Source organism: Microbacterium helvum (genome assembly GCF_014779795.1).
Classification (GTDB): domain Bacteria; phylum Actinomycetota; class Actinomycetes; order Actinomycetales; family Microbacteriaceae; genus Microbacterium; species Microbacterium helvum.
Genome location: NZ_JACXZS010000009.1, coordinates 188,368 through 208,833, shown reverse-complemented (window position 1 = coordinate 208,833; position 20,466 = coordinate 188,368). Strand labels below are relative to the sequence as shown.

Genomic DNA, 20,466 nt, shown 5'->3' with positions numbered 1-20,466 from the left:
TCGATAGAGCGATGCAGAATCAGGCATCGAAGTTCATCGATATCACCGGAGGCTGCTGTGACCCTGCTCGACCTGACTCCCCGCGTCGCCGACACGGGCCGCCTGACGGCACTGCCGGTCGCGATCATCGGCGCCGGCCCCATCGGACTGGCGGCCGCGGCCCACCTCGTGGAGCGAGGGATCGACTTCCTGATCTTCGAGGCCGGCGACGAGGTCGCGGCCAGCGTGCGCTCGTGGGGCCACACGCGCCTGTTCTCGCCGTGGAAGCACCTCGTCGACCCGGCATCCCGTCGTCTGTTGGAGCAGCAGGGGTGGGTCCTGCCCGACCCCGAGCGTGCGCCGTCGGGCGCCGAGCTCGTCGAGAAGTACGTCGCTCCGCTCGCCGCGCTGCAAGAGATCGCGCCGTGCATCCGGACGGGCGCGGAAGTGATCGGCGTCACGAAGGAGGGCATGGACCGCACGCGCACGGCCGGTCGCGCCGCGACGCCGTTCTCGCTGCGCGTACGGACCGCCGATGGCGAGGTCGAAGACATCGCGGCCCGTGCCGTGATCGATGCGTCCGGAACCTACCTCTCGCCGAACTCGCTGTCGTCCAGTGGGCTGGAGTTGCTGGGCATGACCGAGATCGCCGATCGGGTGACCGCTGCGCTGCCGGACGTCCTCGGCCGGGATCGTGCCGTGTTCGCGGGGCGACGGGTGACCGTCGTCGGCGCGGGGCATTCCGCCGCGAACACGCTGCTCGCACTGGTGAAGCTCGCGCGGGAGGAGGCGGGGACGACGGTGACGTGGCTGATCCGCAATACGAAGGCCGTGCGGGTGTCGTCGTCGCCCGATGACGAGCTCATCGGCCGAGCCGACCTCGGCAGCAGGGTGGACCGCGCCGTCCAGCGCGGAGACATCGCACTCGTCGACGGCTTCGAGGCCATCCGAGCTCGTCGCGCCGGCGACGCCGTGGAGCTGATCGGCCACCGCGCCGGCGAGGTCGTCACGCACGAGACTGACGTGGTCGTGAACGCCACCGGGTTCCGCCCGAACCTGGACATGCTGCGCGAGATCCGGCTGGAGCTCGACGAGATCGTCGAGGCACCCAAGCGCCTCGCGCCGCTCATCGACCCGAACGTCCACTCGTGCGGGACGGTCGAACCGCACGGCTTCCGCGAGCTGACCCACCCGGAGCAGGGGTTCTTCATCGTCGGCATGAAGTCGTACGGCCGCGCGCCGACGTTCCTGCTCGCCACCGGCTACGAGCAGGTCCGATCGGTGACGGCGTGGCTCGCCGGCGACACCGCGTCCGCCGCGAATGTCGAGCTGGTGCTTCCGGCGACGGGCGTCTGCTCGACGGATGCTGGCAGCGGCGGTTCCTGCTGCTCATGACCCGGGTGCGCGTCATGGAGCGGGCCGATTGGCCTGCGGTCGAGCGGATCTATGCGCAGGGGATCGAGGACGGAGAGGCGACCTTCGAGGTCGCCACTCCGTCCTGGAGCGCGTTCGACGCCGGCAAGCTGCCCGGACTGCGGCTCGTCGCCGTCGCAGAGGACGGCGCTGTGTGTGGCTGGGTGGCAGCATCCCCTGTCTCCTCTCGCCCGGCCTACCGCGGGGTCGTCGAGCACTCGGTCTATGTGGATCGCGCCGCGCGGGGGCGGGGTATCGGGCAGCTCCTGCTGGGAGCGTTCATCGCGGCGGCCGAGGATGCGGGTGTCTGGACGATTCAGTCGAGCATCTTCCCGGAGAACAGCGCGAGCCTGCGACTTCACGAAGCTGCCGGATTCCGCCTCGTGGGGCGGCGGGAGCGGATCGCCCGGGCCGGGCTCGGACCGCATGCCGGCACCTGGCGGGACACGATCCTGATCGAGCGGCGCAGTAGTCGAGTGGACGGAGCGTGACGATGGATGACGCGACGATTCGTCGCTATCTCAGTGAACCGCGCCTTGCCGTCCTGGGTATCGTGAGCGCCGGCGGTGTTCGCGATGCCGGCGACGTCGCATCCGCGTGGCTGGAGAGCGTGTCTCCGATCACGCCGGCGCACGAGCGTCGGTTGCCTCGTATCGCGGGGCAGCTGCTCTGGCAGCTGGCGAATCTGGGGTGGATCGAACGATCCGACGACTTCTGGGCAATTACCCGCCTGGGGCGGCACGCAAGAGATCTCGCCTCGGTGCGGGGCTGATCAGTCGACACGGCCTCCCCATTCCCTACAGGGATAGACTGCGGTCTATGGGTCAAGCGATGGATCTCACCTCTCTGGGTGATCCGACGCGGGCGCGAATTCTCCGCCTCATCCGTGAGTCCGACGACGGTCGGATGCTGGTCGGCCACCTCGCGAACGCCCTCGACCTCCGCCAGCCCACGGTGAGCCATCACATGAAGGCGCTTCGCGAGGACGGTGTCGTGGTGCGCGAGCCGGATGGTCGTCGCGTCTGGTACTCGATCGCCGACGATCATGCCGAGCGAGTCGATGCGCTCCTCGGCGCCGCCGAGCGGGGTGCGTCGCCCCCGGATCTTGATCGCATCGTGGCCGATCTCGCCCAGCGATTCCGCGGCGTGTTCGGTCCCGAGACGGTCCGCGCGAAGGTTGTCGAAAGCTACGACCTGCTTGCGAGCGGCTCGGATTCGCCGATGCTTGCCAGTCGAACGGCGGCGTTCGCGGCGGCGCGGCTCAACGCGCTTGAGGGCGCCGCAGTGCGTCCGAGCGGCATGCCGACGGTCCTCTTCGTCTGTGTGCAGAATGCCGGTCGGTCTCAGATCGCCGCCGGGATCCTTCGTCAGCTTGCGGGGGATCGCGTGACGGTGTGGACGGCCGGCTCAGCGCCCGCAGGTGATGTGCGCGGCAGCATCGTCGCGACGCTCGACGAGATCGGTGTTCCCCTTGGTGGTGAGTTCCCGAAGCCGCTGACCGACGACGTGGTCCGTGCAGCCGACGTCGTCATCACGATGGGATGCGGTGATGCCTGTCCCATCTACCCGGGCCGGCGGTACTTGGACTGGGAGCTGGAAGACCCGGTGGGCAAGGCCCCGGATCGGATTCGCGTCATCCGAGATGACATCGAGACGAGGGTGCGCGCGCTCCTGGCGGATCTGCTCCTCGACGACAGACACGGCACTCTTCGCAATCAATAGATCGTGGTCTATGCTTTTCGTGAGGAAGGCGAGACCCTATGACCGACAAGCCCACCGTCCTGTTCGTCTGCGTGCACAACGCGGGTCGATCCCAGATGGCCGCGGGCTATCTGCGCGCTCTTGCCGGCAACGATGTTGAGGTGCTCTCGGCCGGGTCGGCCCCGAAGGATGCCATCAATCCGGTGGCCATCGATGCGATGGCCGAAGAGGGCATCGACATCGCGGGGAACACCCCCAAAGTGCTGACCGTCGATGCCGTCAAAGAGTCGGACGTCGTCATCACAATGGGCTGCGGCGACGCATGTCCGATCTTCCCTGGGAAGCGTTACGAAGACTGGGAGCTCGACGACCCCGCCGGACAGGGAATCGATGCGGTTCGCCCGATCCGAGACGAAATTCGCCGACGGGTCGAGGAGCTTCTCGCCGAGCTTCTCCCCACGCGAGGCGCAGCATGACCGGCGCAGCGGGCCAGCGCGCGCTGCTCTCACCCGACTCGGTCCTCCATCGGGCGGCGGAGCGCCTGGGGCAGCAGTTCGCGGGCATGGTCAGCGAGGAAACCGTCGAGCGGGTCGTCTTCGAGTCCTACACCGCGCTGGCTCGCACGGCGACCGTCAAGACTCACCTCCCCAGCCTCGCCGAGAAGTTCGCACGCGATCGATTGACTGCGCTGGCGCAGTCGAAGGGACTGATCGTGAAGCGGGTACCAGAGGTGCTGTTCGTCTGCGTGCAGAACTCCGGCCGCTCGCAGATGGCCGCGGCACTGACCCGGCACCTCGCCGGCGACCGGGTCCACGTCCGATCGGCGGGTTCCCAGCCGGGGGAACGGATCCTGCCCGAGGTCGCGTTCGTGCTCGCCGAGATCGATCTGGACGTCACCGACGAGTTCCCGAAGCCGTTGACGGACGACGTCGTACGCGCGGCCGATGCAGTGATCACGATGGGCTGCGGTGATGCGTGCCCGCTCTACCCGGGCAAGCGATACCTCGACTGGCTCCTCGACGATCCAGCCGAGCTGGACCTGGACGGGGTGCGGCGAGTGCGCGACGACATCCGTGATCGCGTCGAGCATCTGCTCGCCGAACTCGTCCACGACTGACCTCACCCCTACCGACAGGGAACCAATGCACATCGTCGCCATCGGCGGCAGTGACGCGGGCATCTCCGCAGCACTGCGCGCCCGCGAGCTGAACCCGACCGCCGACGTGACCGTAGTCGTCGCGGACGAATTTCCGAACTACTCGATCTGCGGCATCCCGTATTACTTCTCGGGGGATGTGCAGCCGTGGCAGTCGCTCGCCCACCGCACTCACGCCGACCTCGAGGCCACCGGCATGACCCTGCGGCTGAACACGCTGGCCACCAAGATCGATGTCGGTCAGCGTCGACTGACCGTCCGCGACAACGGCGGAGAGTCCGAGATCGGCTACGACGAACTCATCGTCGGCACCGGGGCCCTTCCGTCCTTCGCCGGCATCGTCGGACTCGGCGAGCTCGGGCCCCACGATGGCGTCCACGTCATCCACTCCATGGGCGACACCTTCGCGCTCGACGCGTATCTGGCGGATCACGTGCCGCGCAGGGCGGTCATCATCGGTGCAGGTTATGTCGGCCTGGAGATGGCGGAAGGATTCCGGGCACGGGGCATGCGCGTCACACAGCTGCAGCGCGGCCCGGAGGTGCTCTCCACGCTCGACCCCGAACTCGCAGCCATCGTCCACGACGAACTGGTCGAGCACGGTGTCGAGGTCCATACGCAGACCATCGTGAAGGCGGTCGAGAAGACGGACTCCGGACTCCTTGTGCACGCAGAGCATCTCGGAGAACCCGTGTCACATGCAGCCGATGTGGTGCTCGCCGTGGTCGGTGTCCGCCCCAACACCGCCCTCCTTGAGGCTGCGGGCGCACGGCTCGGTGCCGGTCGGGCGGTTGTCGTCGACGAGCAGATGCGCACCGGCATCCCACACGTCTTCGCTGCCGGCGACGGCGTCGTCACGCACCACCGTCTGCTCGGTGTGACCTACCTCCCACTGGGCACGACCGCGCACAAGCAGGGTCGCATCGCTGGAGAGAATGCGCTCGGCGGCGACGCCCGGTTCGCGGGATCCGTCGGCACGCAGGTCGTGAAGGTCTTCGACGTCGTCGCGGCACGCACCGGACTCCGCGAACACGAGGCCCTCGCGGCAGGCTTCGCGGCGTCGACCACGCAATCCGCGGCCGACGATCACAAGCGCTACTACCCGGGCGCGCAGCCCATCACCTTCCGCGTCACCGGCGATCGTGACACCGGCCGACTGCTCGGCGCGCAACTCGTCGGACGACTCGGCACCGAGACCGCGAAACGGGTCGACACCTTCGCGACCGCGTTGTTCGCCGGTCTGACGGTCGACCAGGTCAGCGACCTCGATCTTTCTTACACGCCACCGCTCGGGTCACCCTGGGATGCCGTGCAGGCGGCGACGCAGGCGTGGTCGCGAGCGCACCTTCCTCTAGGAGCCTCCGCATGACCACCCCTCCCACGGTCCTCTTCATCTGCCAGCACAACGCCGGGCGCTCCCAGCTCGGCGCGCACCTGCTCGACGTCATCGCGCCCGGCGCGTTCATCTCCACCAGCGCGGGCTTGAACCCCGCAGACGCGATCAATCCGGTGATCGCAGAGTCTCTGCATGAAGTCGGCGCCGACACGGCGGCGGCGCGCCCACGCCTTGTCACGGAGGCGGATCTGTCCACGGCGGACGTGGTCGTCACGATGAAACCCGGACTTGAGCTGCCTGGCCCAGTCGCAGGACGGCGGGTGGAATGGGAGTTCCCCAACCCCGAGAACTGGGACCTCGACGGCGTGCGCGGGATGCGCGACGCCGTGGCTGCCCAGGTGCGCGTCCTCGCTGCCGATCTGGGCGACGGGATCGTATAGTCGACCGGCGTTCGAGACCCTACGCGACTGAGCGGTCGGGGCGGAACGCGCAGACGGCGCAGGTACCGTCGGTGACGAGCTTGTGCCCGTCGACGGTACAGTCCCAGCCGCGGATCGTGAGCCGATTCTGTCGCGCCTCCAGAGCGGTTCTGGCGCGGGCGCATGCGCCGCAGGGCTCCGAGGTGCCGCCCGGGTGTTTCGCGCAGAATGGCGAGTCCGCGTTATGCGTGACGTCATCCATCGCGTCACGCGCTCCGTAGGCTCTCCTCTTCTTGGTCGGGTTAGAAGAGCCTGAGCCTACGTGTGCCGTCACGTCACGCAGCCCGTTATGCGTCACGTCACGAGTCGCTCGTTCGCCGAGTGACGCGGGCGGGGGAGCGGCAGCGGCAAGCCTCTGCCGGTCGCGATACTCCTTCTGGCGACGTCGTGACCCCTCGCGGTACCGTTCCACCTCCTCGGCGGTCGATTGCCGGAGCGTGCTCGCCCAGCCGACGAGGCGATAGCCGTCGTCCCCGTGCTCCCAGAGACCGGCGCGCACGAGCTCCTCGAACGCGGCGGCATCGTCGCCATCGGGGTGCAAGTACTTCGTGTAGCGGGCGGGTATCTCACCATCCGTGCCCTGACCGTTGCACCACATCAGGGCGCCGGCGAGCACGCGGAACGCGCGGTCGCTCAGGCTGTCGATGCGGATGCTCCCCAGCCACTCTGCGGGAAGCCGGGCGTCGACCATGAGGATCAGGTGCGTCGAGGCTCAGGGCTCGACGCCGAAGACCCGCAGCAGCGCGGCGCGGGGGATCATCCTGCGCGGCCCGAGCTGGACGGTGGGGATCGTGCCTCGCTCGACACCCAATCGGATGGTGCGGTACTCGACGCCGACGAGGACGGCTGCATCCTTGTACGTGAGAGCGAGTGAGTTCGGCGAGCGGTTCATCTGCTTCTCCTTTGTGAGCCACCAATGTCATCACACGCGCACACCGTAGCACGTTCGTGAGCCAGATGTGTCATGAATACATCATGTCAGGCCTTGCTCAACTTTTTCCGGCCTGTAATACTGACGACATGGTGGAGATGGAGAGCGTCGACGTCAGCGAGGAGCGGGTCGCTGTCGGCAGTGGCGTGAGCATTCCCGCCAGCTGGACCGTCGTGCTGAGGGGAGAGCCCGGTGTGCCGGGCGAGATCCGTGTGCGGGCTGCCTACGACCCCGATCTCGGCCGTGTCGTTGCGACCGAGGTGAGCGTGGCGCGCGGTGGAGCCGGCGATGAAGTCACGAGCCTCACGCTGCGAGAAGTTCGAGTACAGGCAGCGCTCCAGGTGAGCGGTCTGAAGGTATCCACAGTTTCGGAACCTGACCACCCGATCTGCTCGGGTGGGGACTACATTCGCCGCATGCGCAGTCGGACGGAGCGCGATCTCACCGCGAGCGTCGTGGACGCGTCGCGGACATACGCGCTCGCAGGAGCGATCAACCTGCCGCCACTTAAGGCGGTGGCCGACAGTCTCGCCATCAGCCAGAGCACCGCGACCCGGCTGATGAGCCGAGCCCGAATCGAGGGCCTTGCGCCCGGGCTGGCCGCCCGCGACGCGAGCGCGGCGGGGCCGACAGCGACCGCTCCGGCAGCAGGTGGTCCGACTCTCAACTGAGAGGAACGGTGGCATGACCCGACGATCGAATTTGGACGGTACGGTCTCGCCCTACGCAACGAAGTCCGGTGAGACCCGCTACCGGGTCGCGTACTGGGTTGACCGGCCCGACGGCGACGCGCTTCGCAGGTTCCGGCGCGGCTTCGCCACACGCCGGGAAGCCCTCGCCGCGCTCGTCGAGGTGCAGGTGGACATTCGACGAGGAGTCCACGTCGACGAGACGCGCGAGACGTTCAACGCGTACGCGGAGAAGTACTTCGACTCGCTGCGTGTGCGCCCGTCGACACTTGCCGGCTACCGCAAGCACTTCCGGGTCCATGTCCTTCCGTCGCCAATCGGCCGCGCGCCGATCGCCGACATCACCAAAGATCAGCTCAACCGCTTCTACCGACAGTTGGAGCAGACCGGCAGAAAGGATCGCGGCCACCTTGGCGAACCTCTGGGACCGGCGACCGTGCGGCACGTCCATGTGCTGATCTCGCAAGTGCTCCAGCACGCGCTCGAAGACGGGCTGATCCGGTTCAATCCCGCGAAGCGTGCGTCGCCGCCGACGAAGCTGGAGGCCGCTCCACCGGAGATGATCACCTGGTCGGCCGAGGATGCGCGGTTGTTCCTGGACTGGTCCGAGTCCTCCGGCGATTACCTCTGGCTGGCGTGGCTGACGCTACTCGGCACAGGTATGCGGCGCGGAGAGATCCTGGGACTGCGGTGGAAGGACCTCGACCTCGACAACAACGTCATCACGATCGCGCGGGCCATGTCCTACGTGAAGGAGGCTGGCCGCAAACCCGTGATCGACTTCCGAGCCACCAAGAGCGGTCGCGTTCGCAACGTCGACATCGACGCCCGCCTTGCCGCCGCGTTCCGAGCGAGGCACGACATGCTGCGTGCGGTCGCGCCGGAACTCGCGCGCGGCGAGCACCTCATCTTCTGCAATCGCTACGGGCAGCCGCACAACCCGACCCAGTTCTCCAGGCAATGGCGGGAGCGCGTCGCGAAGGCGGTCGAGGTCCACCCCGATCTCGACGCGCTCCACCTTCACGAGCTGCGGCACACGCACGCCACGTTGCTGTTGCGCGCCGGGGTTCATCCGAAGATCGTGTCGGAGCGATTGGGACATGCGGACATCCAGACCACGCTAAACACCTACTCGCACGCGGTGAAGACGCTGCAGCGCGGCGCTGCAGACCTCGTGGGCGCGCTCCTCGCGCCCGCGAGCGTGGAGCAACCGGTTTAGTCCGGCTCGGCTCAGTCGGGCCCGGCTCGGTCGTCGCCCTCCCCCCGATAATCGACACCCATGCGGGTGTGTGGGAAACGCCGTGCCCGCTGTGAGCGATTGCTGATCGGCCACGAGGGGTATCGCATCGACAGGCGGCTAGCCACGGCCGGAGTGTGGGAGATGTCAATGTGGAGCACGCGCAGCGGAGCGAGCATGAACGACATTGACATCGACGAGCGCAGGCTGAGCATGGGCCGTCGAGGCGATGGCCTAACGACATCGCTGGCGAAGACGGCTGGTGACGCGGCCTTGATCGCGTTCGGCGGTGAGCAGGTCCGTGATGTTGCTGCGAGCGCGCCGTTGACAGTTTCGTCTCTAGTGGTGGCGATCGACCGGGGGAAGGGAATGAACCGGGTTAGGGTCGCCGACGGTGAAGGGCTGGTGGCGTAGCCCGCATCGATACCGGTCTCGCGCGCCGGAATCGATAGTAGGAACGCTCGGTCGACGGGCACGGATCTGGACACGACCAGATCGCAATCGTGGTCGAGGCGACCGGAATGCTGCGCCGGGTGTGGACAACCGAGCTCGATGCCGCGTCCCCGGTTGTGATCGCCTTCGTCTTGGCGCCCTGGTTACTGCTCGCTGTGCGTCCGGTGGTCTCGGACGAAGAGCAGGATGCCGAGCGCGACTCCGACGCCGATCAGGACATCGGCCAGGTTGCCGATGAAGAGGTTGCCGTAGGCGAGGAAGTCGGTGACGTGGCCGCGAGCAAAGCCCGGGGGCGCGAGCAGCCGGTCCAGGAGGTTGCCCACCGCGCCTCCCCACACGAGGCCTATCGCGATCGCCCAACCGGCCGTGCGGGCCCGTGTGGCGGCGATGAGCAGTGCGACCGAGGCGACCACCGCGACGATCGTCAGCAGCCATGTTGAGTCCGCTCCGAGAGACATGACGGTGCCGGGGTTGAACGCGAGTTGCAAGCCGAGCCAGTCTCCGAGGACCGGGATGCGTTCGTACTCGCTGAGCTGCGCGAGCGCGAGCGCTTTTGTACCCTGGTCGATCAGCACCGCCCCGGCCGCGACGGCGAACGCGAGCAGGAACCGGCGCAGCGGGGCACGCGCCGTCGCAGGACGGGGTGAACTCGCCGGTTCTGCGACGTCGTTGTTCATCGGCGCGAGGGCAGCGCCGTCAGTGCGATGGGTCATGCCCGCTTGCGCCGTGCCGCACGGAGCCCGTTGAGGATGACGATGACTTCCGCGACCTCGTGGACGAGCACGACGGCCGCGAGCCCGAGGATGCCGGTGATCGCCGACGGCAGTAGGACGGCGATGATCGCGATGGACAGCACGACGTTCTGGTTGATGATGCTGCGACCGCGGCGGGCATGGGCAAGGGCCTGCGGGATGAGGCGCAGGTCGTGGCCGGTGAATGCGACGTCGGCGGATTCGATCGCCGCGTCGGCGCCCTTGGCGCCCATCGCGATTCCCAGGTCCGCGGCGGCGAGAGCGGGGGCGTCGTTGATGCCGTCGCCGATCATTGCCGTGGGCTGCGACTTCGACAGTTCCGTGACGGCGGCGGCCTTGTCCTCGGGGCGCAGCTCGGCGCGCACGTCGCTGATGCCGGCCTGCGCGGCCAGGGCCGCGGCGGTGCGGGCGTTGTCGCCGGTGAGCATCGTCACGCCGATCCCGCGGCGGTTGAGTGTGGCGATGACCTCGGGAACCTCGGGGCGCAGTTCGTCACGGACTCCGATCGCTCCCGTCGGCTGGTCGTCGCGGTGCACGATGACGACGGTCATGCCCTCGGATTCCATCGCCAGTACGTCGTCGGCCAGTGTGCCGGCGGTCAGCCAGCGCGGGCTACCCACGGCGAGCCGGGCACCGTCGAGTCTGCCAGCGATGCCGTGCCCGGCTGTCTCGCTGACGTCCTCGGCGGCCACGGCGTCGGGCGCGGCGTTCGTGATCGCGGCTGCCAGCGGGTGGGTGCTGTGGCCTTCCAGGCTCGCTGCCCATGCCAGCACGTCAGCCTCGGTGGCCCCGCTGGTGGTCACGACGCGGGCGACGGTGGGCTCGTTGCGGGTCAGTGTGCCGGTCTTATCGACGGCAAGGTGGCGGATGCCGCCGAACCGTTCGAACGCGGCCCCCGACTTCACCACGACACCGAACTTGGACGCGGCGCCGATCGCGGATACGACGGTGACCGGGACGGCGATCGCCAGCGCGCACGGCGAGGCGGCGACCAGAACCACGAGTGCACGGGTGATCCACAGCTCGGTATCGCCGGTCAGTAGCGAGCCGAGCACGCCGACGAGCACGGCGAGGAGCATCACGCCGGGCACGAGGGGGCGGGCGATCCGGTCAGCCAGGCGGGCGCGGTCGCCCTTCTCTGCCTGTGCCTGCTCGACCAGCTCCACGATCGTGGTGAGCGAGTTGTCGGTGCCGGCGGCGGTGGCCTCGATCTCGAGGACGCCGGTTGTGTTGATCGACCCGGCCGAGACATCGGTGCCGGGCTCGACCTCGACCGGGATCGACTCACCGGTGATTGCGGACGTGTCCAGGCTGCTGCGACCGGCTCGCACGATGCCGTCAGTGGCGACGCGCTCGCCCGGACGCACCACCAGCATGTCACCGACGCGCAGCTCCTTCGCCTCGACCTCGGCCGTCGCGGCGCCGCGCTTGACAAGGGCGGTGTCGGGAACAAGCTTCAACAGCGCCCGCAACCCAGCACGGGCGCGGTCCATCGCCTTGTCCTCCAACGCCTCCGCGATGGAGTACAGGAACGCCAGCGCGGCAGCTTCCTCGACGTAGCCGAGGATCACCGCGCCCGTGGCGCTGATGGTCATCAGCAGTCCGATGCCGAGCTTGCCATTCGTGAACAGCTTGCGCAGCGCGCCCGGCACGAACGTGTACGCACCCAGCAGCAGACCGATCCAGAACAGCACGAGGCCCGCGGACTCTGCGCCGGTCCAATCGCAGACCAGGCCGGCGACGAACGCGACGCCCGAGGCGATCGGGATCAGGACGCTCGGACTCCGATACCACGGCCGGTTGTCGTCGTCATCGCCCTCGATGTCGACATGTTCGACTTGCGATCCCGTCACCGCGCTCACGCGGTCACTCCGCTCTCGCAGCATCCGTCGACCGCGCAGGCGGGGTCCAAGCACGGTGCGTTCTCGTCGACGGCAAGCGTGACGTCGACGAGTGCGTTCAGTGCCGCTGCGAGGTGTGGGTCCGCGATCTCATACCGCGTCTGCCGGCCTTCCGGCTCGGCCACCACAATCCCGCAGTCGCGTAGACAGGTCAGATGGTTCGATACGTTCGAGCGCGTCAGTTCGAGACTCTTCGACAGCACTGCCGGATAGCTCGGGCCATCCAACAGGGTCATCAGAATCCGCGACCGCGTCGGATCCGCCATCGCGCGACCCAACCGGTTCATCACATCCAAACGCGAAGCAATAGTCAGCATCCACTGACTATACAGCGAGCGATGAACAATCCTTCGAGTTCAGCAGGGATAGTGTGCAGGTGCGCCCGCCCTGACCGTAGTCGCAGCGCTACTTCTCTTCGATGTGGTCGCCCCTGAGGCGAAGCGCGATCCAGAGCCCGCATCTGCGACACACGAACGCTGTGCCGTCGTGGAGTGCGTGCGCCTTGCGTCGCGGCAGAGTCCTGCCGCAGCAAGAGCACTCGACGAGGAAGTCACCGTCCATGAGCGCTGACCGCCTCAATGATCTGTTCGGTCGTGGGCGCCCCGGCGAGTCCCTGGGGGGTCAGATAGACCCGGCATGCCAGCTGCGAAGTGCGCGGGCTCCCGGGAAAGAGGTCCGCCCCATCCACGAGGATCGTGGGGGATCCGGCGAAGGGGAGGCGGGCCGCATCCGCTGGCGAGGCCACGAGGCGGAATGCCATCTTCGCGTGGTAGATCCCGGACAGAGTCAAGGCCTCGCGCACGCGCCTACTTGCCTCGACCCACGTGGGGCAACCCGCAATGTGGAGGACCTCGATCTGCATGGGATCATTCTCCTCCGTGTTCCGAGCCCGCGCATTCTGAACCTGGTGGCGAAAGCCCCCCGGCGAATTGCAGGGTCGACGGCGTGTCGGACTACCGGCGGTCGGCCCAATCTTCGCGGGCGCCGCTGTCCGAAACCCGCTAGCGCTGGTTGTGACATGGGGCAGTCGTGTCACAACCGGCGCATCGAGCCAATCGAAACCCGTGGAAATCCGGGGCTTTCGCGCTCCTGGTGTTTACGCAAACTGTGCCACCAACTGTGCCACGGGATCTGAATCGAGTCGCGATTCCTTGAAAACACTGGGATCGCAGGTGCGGAGGATGGGGGATTCGAACCCCCGAGGGGTTTCATCCCCAACACGCTTTCCAAGCGTGCGCCATAGGCCACTAGGCGAATCCTCCGGGCGGCCCCGGAGGGCCATCAGACATCCTACCCTGACGTGGCTACCGTCCTCGCATCGGCGCAGTGCCGGCGTACACACTGCCCGGCCGGATCACGAGCGACCGCGGAGCGAGCAGGGCGAGGACCCGCCGCGAGGGCGGCACCGACGCCAGCAGCGCGGCACGGACCGCCCTGGCGGCGTCGGCTGCGGCATCCCCCATCCAATACGAACGCGTGCCCGCCTTGGAGTAGCTGACCCGCTCGATCGCGATGAGGACGGTGTTCATATCGGATGCCGCCACCCCGTGCTGCGAGATCAGTCGCTGTGCGAACGCACGGGGCGTCTCGCTCGAGGGCACCTCTATTCCCACGTCGATCGCGGCGTCCTGCACGGACTGCCAGGCCGCGGCCGCATCGCCCCGGCGAGCGGCGACGTCCTGCTGCCGGCGCCGCAGCTCACGCAGCAGGAAGGGGAGCGCCAGCACGAAGACGACGAGCACGACGACACCGAACAGGGGGAGCGGATCGATCGCCGTGCGGTTCGGCCCCGAGGCCGACGAGTTGCGCTGCTCGTCGGGGCCCAGTCGGTTCGGGTCGACGGATCGGCTCGGGGCCGGGCTCGCCCCGGGCGTCGGCGTGTCGGCGCCCGGGCCCTGGCCGGGCAGCGCGGCAGCAGGCGAGAACGTCGTCGGCACACCCAGGCTCACGGTCGGCTCGAAGGGGATCCAGCCGACGCCGGCGAAGTACACCTCGGGCCAGGCGTGCAGCTGCGAGCTCTTCACGGCGTACACCGTCTGCCCGTCGATGGTCTCGCTCGTCGCGTCGCCGGGCAGATAGCCCACGACGATCCGGGAGGGGATGTGCAGCGTGCGCGCCATCAGCGCGAACGCAGAGGCGAAGTGGACGCAGTACCCCTTGCGCACCTCGAGGAACTGCGCGACCGCGTCCGCGCCGCTCCCGTCGAAGCCCTCCTCGACAGGAGCCTCGAGCGAGTAGGTGAAGTCACCGCCGCGGAACCACCGCTGCAGGGCGATGAGCTTGTCATAGTCGGTCGCGGCGTCGGCGGTGACCTGCGCCGCCGTCTCGGCGATGACCGGCGGCAGATCGGCCGGCAGCTGCATGGTGTCGTCGCGGATCTGATCGCCGCCCGACACGAGGGCGCGCATCTGCTCCAGCGACGGCCGCGGCGGGTCGTACACGACCTCGTAGGACTGACCCTGCGTCGAACCGCTCGCCGTCGCGACCGTGCGGTTGTACGGCACCGCGCCCCACAGCCCGTCGAGCCCGGTGACGGCCTCGGCCGGGTAGGGGACCGGCGCCCACACCGACTCGAGATTCACGACGTCGATCTTCGTCGTGTACTCGGCGGTGTCGATGTCGTCGGCGAGGTCGATCTTGCCGAACGCGCGGTCGCTCGTGAGAGCCACCGTCTGCGAGCGATCCGGCTCCCACACATCGCCTTCGAACGTGCTGAGCGTCGTCGCGCGCAGGTACGGGACGGACGGTGCATCGGTGCGGACCTTGATGACCACTGTGTCCTGCGGGCGCCGCAGGTCGTCGCCGAGCTGCAGCGTCGCGTCGATGCCGGCACCGGCGCCGATCCCGGTGCCCGCGCGCACCGGCGCAGGCAGGGTCGGGGCGGCGACGACCGCGACCACGATCGCGATCGCCGCGATGCCGACAGCGGTGGCGGGCACGCCCGCGGTGCGCTCGGCTTCGCGCTCGAGCGGCTTCTCGCGCGAGCGCGTCTCGGCGCGGATGAGGAACAGGATCGTGATGGCGAGGAACACGAAGCCCATGACGTCGACGTCGCCCGGCACGGCGATCGCCGGGATGAGCGAGACCGCGATGATCCCCACCGAGCCGAGGAGCGGCAGGCGCGCGGTCACGACCACATGGTCGACGATGATCGTGAGCAGCCCCATCGCGCCGACCACGACGAACGCGAGCGAGAGGGTCGGCTCCAGCGGTGCGGCGCCGAGGGTGATCTCCTCCATGGCGGTGCCGATGAGGATCGGCACGGCGCGGAACGTGTCGAGCGTCGGGATCACCCACAGCAGCGCGGTCTCGCGCAGGAACACCAGGGTCATGAAAACGACCCACACGGCCAGCTCGATGAGCGTCACCGCGACCGCCGGCATCCGGAACCGCCGGGCGTTGTAGCCGGCCGCGAGGATCAGCGTGGCGAGCACGAGCGCCCCGATGAGCCATGCGCCGGACTGCACCACCCGGGCCACGGGGAGCAGCGCCGCCAGCAGCGCGGCGAGGATCGCGAACGCCAGCAGGCGCTGACCCACACGGCGTGCGCCGCGATCGACCTCAGCCGAGGACATGGCTCACCCCGCGTCCGACCGCATTGCCCCAGACCACCGACAGATCGCGGTCGGGGTCGATCCGCCCGATGTGCCAGCCGTGGTCGGCGGCGCGCTCGAGCGCATCGCCGGTCGGCGTCGTCGCGAGCACGAGGGGCATGGTGCTGTGGTGCGCGACCGGGCCGATGGCATCGGCATCGGCCGGGTCCAGCCGGCCCACGACGAGCACGACCGGCCCTGTGGCCAGACCGGTGAACAGCCTGGGCAGGCGGCCGAGCAGGTCGTCGCGCTGGGCCGTCACCGTCGCGAACTGCGCGAGCATGCGGTCGACCTCGGTCATGTCTCCGCCGTCGATGCGCTCGGTGAGCACATGGCCCTCGCTGTCGATCACCTCGACCGCGTAGCCGTCGTGCACGAGGCGAGCCACGGCCGACACGCACGCCGATACGCCCGCCTCGAAAGCGGGATCGGCCCCCGGCTCGCGCATCGCGTCCATCGACCAGCGCAAGGCCGAGCGGTCGAGCACGACCGTCGCCTCGGGTGTGGACTCCTGCTCCTCCTGTCGCACCATCAGCTCGTCGCGGTGCGCAGTGGCTCGCCAGTGGATGCGGCGCATCGAGTCGCCGGGGGCGTACGGCCGCGCCACCAGGTTGTCGGCGCCCTGGCCGATCTGGTTCGTCGTCGTGTGCAGTGTGCCGCCCGTGGCACCGGCGTAGTCGACGAGGGGCGAGAGGTCGATGACCGCCGGCGCGACCGTGACGGGCGTGCGGCCAGAGAAGGAGATCGTGCGTCGAGCGAGCCCGAAGGGGTCGGACGACGTCACCGTCAGCGGGCCGATGCTGTGCACGCCCCGCCGGGCGCCGGTGATCGTGTACGACAGGTTGACGACGCGCTCGCCGCCGCCCGCTCCGCCCCGCAGGCCGGAGCCGAGCGCGGGAAAGGCTCCCTCGGTCTTGCCGCGCAGCCCCTTCGGCAGCGCGTCGCGCCACGTGCCCGGCGGCGTCGGCAGCGCCGTGCGCACGCCGACCCGCACCGACACCATCGTCTCGCGTCCGACCGAGGCGACATCGGGCACGAGCGAGCGCGTCACGACGTCGGTGCGGCGCCCGAGGTACAGCGACGCGACGCTGGCGCCGACGGCCGCCAGCAGCAGCACGCCGAAGTAGACGAGTTCGACGATGCCGGCCTCGTTGGCGACGATGAAGCACACCACGGCGAGCACGACGGCGCCCGTGCCGCGCACGGTGAGCGGCCAGGCGCGTCTCATCGCGACCACCCGGTCATCGCGCGGCCCTGTCGGGTCGCCCGTCGCCCTCGCCCTCGCCCCAGCCCCATGCTCGCGTCCTCGCCCGGTTCCTCCCGCTGTCCCGATCTCACTGCCGCGCGGCGATGGGCACGCGGACGCTCGCGGCGACCCGCTCCAGGATGGTGGTGATCGCGTCCGCAGCCGTTCCCGCGCGGGCGCCCCCCGCCGACCGGGTGGGGATCAGCCGGTGCGCGAACACCGGCAGCAGCAGCGACGTGATGTCGTCGGGGATGACGAAGGCGCGCCCGTCGAGCGCGGCCCACACCTTCGCGGCGCGCACGAGCTGCAGGGTGGCGCGCGGGCTCGCGCCCAAGCGCAGATCGGCGTGCGTGCGGGTGGCCTGCGACAGCGCGACCGCGTAGTCCTCGATCGCCGGCGCCACGTGCACGGCCCGCGCCCAGGCGATCAGCCCGGTGACCTGATCGGCCGACACGACCGGCGCGAGACGGTCGAGCGGGTTGACCGTGTCGCGCTGGCGCAGCATGAGCGCCTCGGAGCGTGCGTCGGGATAGCCCATCGAGATGCGCATCATGAACCGGTCGCGCTGCGCTTCGGGAAGGGCGTATGTGCCCTCCATCTCGAGCGGGTTCTGGGTCGCCACGACGAGGAAGGGCTCGGGCACATAGTGGGTGCGGCCGTCGACGGTGACCTGCCGCTCCTCCATGGCCTCCAGGAGGGCGGACTGCGTCTTGGGGGATGAGCGGTTGATCTCGTCCGCGATGACGATGTGGGCGAACACGGCGCCCGGCTTGAACTCGAACTCGCGCTCCACGGGGTTGAACACGCTCACGCCGGTCACGTCGCCCGGCAGCAGATCGGGGGTGAACTGGATGCGGCGCACGGTCGCGTCGACGGACGTCGCGAGAGCCCGCGCCAGCATCGTCTTGCCGACGCCCGGGACGTCCTCGATCAGCAGGTGCCCTTCGGCCAGCAGGCAGACCAGGGCGCTGCGCACCGCGTCGGGCTTGCCGTCGATGACGCTGCCGACGGCGTCGAGGATCGCGTCGGTGACCCGCGCGAACCCTTCCGCCGTGAGCGTTCCGGACGCCGGCGATCCGGCGTTCGTCCCCGTCACCTGAGCGTCCGTTGCGGTATCGACCATCGAGGCCTCCTGTTCCGCCTCCCATCAGGCGGTTCGGCGGGTGGGCGCGGGCGTCCTCGCCCACGGCTCGATCCTAACCACGGCGTGGAGCGCACGGCACTGGGAGATCGCTGGATGCCGCGGCGGCCGCCGTCCGTCGGTCGCGGCGCGCGGAGGCCGGTGCGGATCAGGTTAGACTGGACGCAGCTCTCCGCGAGGCGGCATCCAGGCCAACTCCCCCAGGACGGAAACGTAGCAAGGGTAACCAGGCTCTGCCGGGTTCGCGGAGAGTCTTACTTTTCCCGGCGGGCTCCCTGTCGCGCTGTCGCGGGCCGCCCATAGGCTGAGTAGGTGGCGCAGAGCATCTACATCACGTCGGCCGAGGGTCACTCGGGCAAGTCCACGGTCGCACTGGGCGTCCTCGATGCGCTGAGCCACGCGACCCCTCGCGTCGGGGTGTTCCGCGCCATCGCGCGCTCGACGACCGAGCGCGACTACGTGCTCGAGATGCTGCTCGACCACGACGGCGTCGATCTTCCGTACGACGAGTGCATCGGCGTCACCTACGACGACGTCCGGCACGATCCCGAGGCGGCGCTGGCGACGATCGTCGAGCGCTACAAGGCGGTCGAGGCCCAGTGCGATGCCGTCGTCATCGTCGGCAGCGACTACACCGACGTCGGCAGCCCCGCCGAGCTCGCCTACAACGCGCGCATCGCGGCCAACCTCGGCGCTCCCGTCCTGCTCGTGGTGGGCGGACGCTCCGCGCAGAACCAGACCCAGCCCGAGCAGCTCGGGTCCTCGCTCGCGCGCACGCCCGCCGAGGTGGGGCAGCTCGCCGACCTCGCACTCGCAGAGCTGCGGCACGGTCGGGCCAAGCTGTTCGCCGTCGTCGCCAACCGTGCCGACCCGGAGCGCGTCGACGAGACGGTCGCGGCGATCCGTCGTGCGGTCGCGGCGTCGGCTTCTGCGCCCGCGCCCGGTGCCGCCCCGGTTCCCGTCTGGGCGATCCCCGAAGACCGCTTCCTCGTCGCACCGTCGATCCGCGGCATCATGCGCGCGGTCGACGGCGAGCTGCTCACGGGCGACCCCGACCGGCTCACGCGCGAGGCGCTCGCCGTGGTCGTGGCGGGCATGTCGATGGTGAACGTGCTGCCGCGGCTGCTCGAAGGCGGCGTCGTGATCATCCCCGCCGATCGTTCCGAGGTGCTGCTGGCCACGCTGCTGGCGAATGCGTCCGGCACGTTCCCGTCGATCTCGGGCATCGTCCTCAACGGCGGCTTCGAGCTGCCCGAGCCGGTCACGCGCCTGCTCGACGGACTCGGGTCGAAGGTGCCGGTCATCACGACCGATCTCGGCACGTACGAGACCGCCGTGCGCATCATGAGCACGCGGGGGCGTCTGGCGGCCGACTCGCAGCGCCGCTACGACACGGCTCTCGCCCTCTTCGAGCAGAGCGTCGACATCGACGAGCTGCTCACCGCGTTCGGCGTCGCGCGCGCGACCGTCGTCACGCCGCTCATGTTCGAGTTCCAGCTCATCGAGCGGGCGCGCGCGCAGCGCAAGCGCGTCGTGCTGCCCGAGGGCGACGACGACCGCGTGCTGCGCGCGGCGGCCACCGTGCTCAAGCGGGGGATCGCCGACCTCGTGATCCTCGGCGAGCCCTTCGAGGTGCGCGCACGCGCGATCGAGCTCGGCATCGACATCCAGGGCGCCGAGGTGCTGTCCCCGCTGGACGCCGTCCACGTCCACAAGTTCGCCGAGGAGTATGCGCGCCTGCGTGCCCACAAGGGCGTGACGGTGGCGCAGGCGGCCGACACCGTCACCGACGTCTCGTACTTCGGGACGATGATGGTGCACCTCGGCATGGCGGACGGCATGGTGTCGGGCGCCGCCCACACCACGGCGCACACGATCCGGCCGGCGTTCGAGATCATCAAGACCAGGCCGGGCGTCTCGGTGGTCTCCAGCGTGTTCCTCATGGCGCTCGCCGACCGGGTGCTGGTGTACGGCGATTGCGCCGTGATCCCCGATCCCACCAGCGAGCAGCTGGCCGACATCGCGATCTCGTCGGCCGCGACGGCGGCGCAGTTCGGCATCGATCCTCGCGTCGCGATGCTGTCGTATTCGACCGGCGAGTCCGGCTCGGGTGCCGATGTCGAGAAGGTGAGGGATGCCACGGCCCTCGTCCGCACGAGAGCGCCCGAGCTGCTCGTCGAAGGGCCGATCCAGTACGACGCGGCCGCCGACGCCGCCGTGGCGGCGGCGAAGATGCCGGGTTCGCAGGTGGCCGGCCGGGCGACCGTGTTCGTGTTCCCCGACCTCAACACCGGCAACAACACGTACAAGGCCGTGCAGCGATCGGCGGGCGCGGTCGCGATCGGCCCCGTGCTGCAGGGTCTCAACAAGCCGATCAACGACCTGTCGCGCGGCGCCCTCGTCGACGACATCGTCAACACCATCGCGATCACCGCGATCCAGGCCCAGGGGGAGTGAGA

Annotated in this window: 21 protein-coding genes, 1 tRNA gene and 1 other RNA gene; 13 read left to right on the top strand and 10 right to left on the bottom strand. The window is 69.1% G+C overall.

Going from position 1 to position 20,466, the window contains the following annotated elements; translation table 11 throughout:
- Positions 1-57 precede the first annotated feature (57 nt).
- The 8 genes from IF188_RS14585 to IF188_RS14550 are packed head-to-tail and all read left to right on the top strand — an operon-like array spanning position 58 to position 6,025.
- The gene (locus IF188_RS14585; RefSeq protein WP_191172522.1) at positions 58-1,374 is read left to right on the top strand and encodes an FAD-dependent oxidoreductase; all 1,317 of its coding nucleotides are present in this window, start codon (positions 58-60) and stop codon (positions 1,372-1,374) included.
- Positions 1,371-1,883 (top strand): GNAT family N-acetyltransferase, encoded by a 513-nt coding sequence (locus tag IF188_RS14580; RefSeq protein WP_191172521.1) that lies wholly within the window; start codon positions 1,371-1,373, stop codon positions 1,881-1,883. Before IF188_RS14585 ends, IF188_RS14580 begins: the two co-directional genes overlap by 4 nt.
- Before the next feature lie 2 nt (positions 1,884-1,885).
- Positions 1,886-2,164, top strand: a complete 279-nt coding sequence (locus IF188_RS14575; RefSeq protein ID WP_191172520.1) for a hypothetical protein — start codon at positions 1,886-1,888, stop codon at positions 2,162-2,164.
- A gap of 47 nt (positions 2,165-2,211) precedes the next feature.
- Positions 2,212-3,114: a metalloregulator ArsR/SmtB family transcription factor gene (locus IF188_RS14570; protein ID WP_191172519.1), complete on the top strand. Its 903-nt coding sequence runs from the start codon at positions 2,212-2,214 to the stop codon at positions 3,112-3,114.
- 38 nt (positions 3,115-3,152) lie between these two features.
- Positions 3,153-3,569: an arsenate reductase ArsC gene (locus IF188_RS14565; RefSeq protein ID WP_191172518.1), complete on the top strand. Its 417-nt coding sequence runs from the start codon at positions 3,153-3,155 to the stop codon at positions 3,567-3,569.
- Complete coding sequence (locus IF188_RS14560) at positions 3,566-4,210, top strand: arsenate reductase/protein-tyrosine-phosphatase family protein (RefSeq protein ID WP_191172517.1); 645 nt, start codon at positions 3,566-3,568, stop codon at positions 4,208-4,210. The genes IF188_RS14565 and IF188_RS14560 overlap by 4 nt, the downstream gene beginning before the upstream one ends.
- 25 nt (positions 4,211-4,235) lie before the next feature.
- The gene (locus IF188_RS14555) at positions 4,236-5,618 is read left to right on the top strand and encodes an FAD-dependent oxidoreductase (RefSeq protein WP_191172516.1); all 1,383 of its coding nucleotides are present in this window, start codon (positions 4,236-4,238) and stop codon (positions 5,616-5,618) included.
- On the top strand, positions 5,615-6,025 hold the full coding sequence (locus IF188_RS14550) for an arsenate-mycothiol transferase ArsC (protein WP_191172515.1): 411 nt from the start codon (positions 5,615-5,617) through the stop codon (positions 6,023-6,025). Before IF188_RS14555 ends, IF188_RS14550 begins: the two co-directional genes overlap by 4 nt.
- A 19-nt stretch (positions 6,026-6,044) precedes the next feature.
- Here the strand turns inward: IF188_RS14550 and IF188_RS14545 are convergent, their stop codons facing one another.
- The gene (locus IF188_RS14545) at positions 6,045-6,755 is read right to left on the bottom strand and encodes a hypothetical protein (protein WP_191172514.1); all 711 of its coding nucleotides are present in this window, start codon (positions 6,753-6,755) and stop codon (positions 6,045-6,047) included.
- 21 nt (positions 6,756-6,776) lie between these two features.
- On the bottom strand, positions 6,777-6,956 hold the full coding sequence (locus tag IF188_RS14540; RefSeq protein WP_191172513.1) for an excisionase family DNA-binding protein: 180 nt from the start codon (positions 6,954-6,956) through the stop codon (positions 6,777-6,779).
- 83 nt (positions 6,957-7,039) lie between these two features.
- Between IF188_RS14540 and IF188_RS14535 the strand changes: the two genes are divergently transcribed.
- The 3 genes from IF188_RS14535 (at position 7,040) to IF188_RS14525 (ending at position 9,335) form a co-directional block, all read left to right on the top strand.
- A complete protein-coding gene (locus IF188_RS14535) occupies positions 7,040-7,666 on the top strand; it encodes a hypothetical protein (protein WP_191172512.1) in 627 nt (208 codons plus the stop codon).
- Positions 7,667-7,679: 13 nt separating this feature from the next.
- Positions 7,680-8,903, top strand: a complete 1,224-nt coding sequence (locus IF188_RS14530; protein WP_191172511.1) for a tyrosine-type recombinase/integrase — start codon at positions 7,680-7,682, stop codon at positions 8,901-8,903.
- Positions 8,904-9,098: 195 nt separating this feature from the next.
- Positions 9,099-9,335 (top strand): hypothetical protein, encoded by a 237-nt coding sequence (locus IF188_RS14525; RefSeq protein WP_191172510.1) that lies wholly within the window; start codon positions 9,099-9,101, stop codon positions 9,333-9,335.
- 182 nt (positions 9,336-9,517) lie between these two features.
- On the opposite strand, the gene IF188_RS14520 is transcribed toward IF188_RS14525, so the two are convergent.
- The 8 genes from IF188_RS14520 to IF188_RS14485 all read right to left on the bottom strand — a co-directional run bounded on the left by IF188_RS14520 (position 9,518) and on the right by IF188_RS14485 (position 17,989).
- Positions 9,518-10,087, bottom strand: a complete 570-nt coding sequence (locus tag IF188_RS14520; protein ID WP_224751880.1) for a signal peptidase II — start codon at positions 10,085-10,087, stop codon at positions 9,518-9,520.
- Positions 10,084-11,988 carry a heavy metal translocating P-type ATPase gene (locus IF188_RS14515; protein ID WP_318152887.1) on the bottom strand — a complete coding sequence of 635 codons (1,905 nt, stop codon included), beginning with the start codon at positions 11,986-11,988 and terminating at the stop codon, positions 10,084-10,086. Before IF188_RS14515 ends, IF188_RS14520 begins: the two co-directional genes overlap by 4 nt.
- On the bottom strand, positions 11,985-12,344 hold the full coding sequence (cmtR, locus tag IF188_RS14510; RefSeq protein WP_191172509.1) for a Cd(II)/Pb(II)-sensing metalloregulatory transcriptional regulator CmtR: 360 nt from the start codon (positions 12,342-12,344) through the stop codon (positions 11,985-11,987). The genes IF188_RS14515 and cmtR overlap by 4 nt, the downstream gene beginning before the upstream one ends.
- Positions 12,345-12,577: 233 nt before the next feature.
- Positions 12,578-12,889 (bottom strand): thioredoxin family protein, encoded by a 312-nt coding sequence (locus IF188_RS14505; RefSeq protein ID WP_191172508.1) that lies wholly within the window; start codon positions 12,887-12,889, stop codon positions 12,578-12,580.
- A 313-nt stretch (positions 12,890-13,202) separates the two neighbouring features.
- Positions 13,203-13,289 (bottom strand) — tRNA-Ser (locus IF188_RS14500).
- Between the two features lie 42 nt (positions 13,290-13,331).
- Complete coding sequence (locus IF188_RS14495) at positions 13,332-15,602, bottom strand: transglutaminaseTgpA domain-containing protein (protein ID WP_191172507.1); 2,271 nt, start codon at positions 15,600-15,602, stop codon at positions 13,332-13,334.
- The gene (locus IF188_RS14490) at positions 15,589-16,848 is read right to left on the bottom strand and encodes a DUF58 domain-containing protein (protein WP_191172506.1); all 1,260 of its coding nucleotides are present in this window, start codon (positions 16,846-16,848) and stop codon (positions 15,589-15,591) included. Before IF188_RS14490 ends, IF188_RS14495 begins: the two co-directional genes overlap by 14 nt.
- A gap of 106 nt (positions 16,849-16,954) precedes the next feature.
- Positions 16,955-17,989 carry an AAA family ATPase gene (locus tag IF188_RS14485; protein WP_224751879.1) on the bottom strand — a complete coding sequence of 345 codons (1,035 nt, stop codon included), beginning with the start codon at positions 17,987-17,989 and terminating at the stop codon, positions 16,955-16,957.
- A gap of 181 nt (positions 17,990-18,170) precedes the next feature.
- On the opposite strand from IF188_RS14485, the gene ffs reads away from it, so the two are divergent.
- An RNA gene (ffs, locus tag IF188_RS14480) (signal recognition particle sRNA small type) lies at positions 18,171-18,267 on the top strand.
- 52 nt (positions 18,268-18,319) lie between these two features.
- Positions 18,320-20,464 (top strand): phosphate acetyltransferase, encoded by a 2,145-nt coding sequence (pta, locus tag IF188_RS14475; RefSeq protein WP_191172505.1) that lies wholly within the window; start codon positions 18,320-18,322, stop codon positions 20,462-20,464.
- Positions 20,465-20,466: the final 2 nt, after the last annotated feature.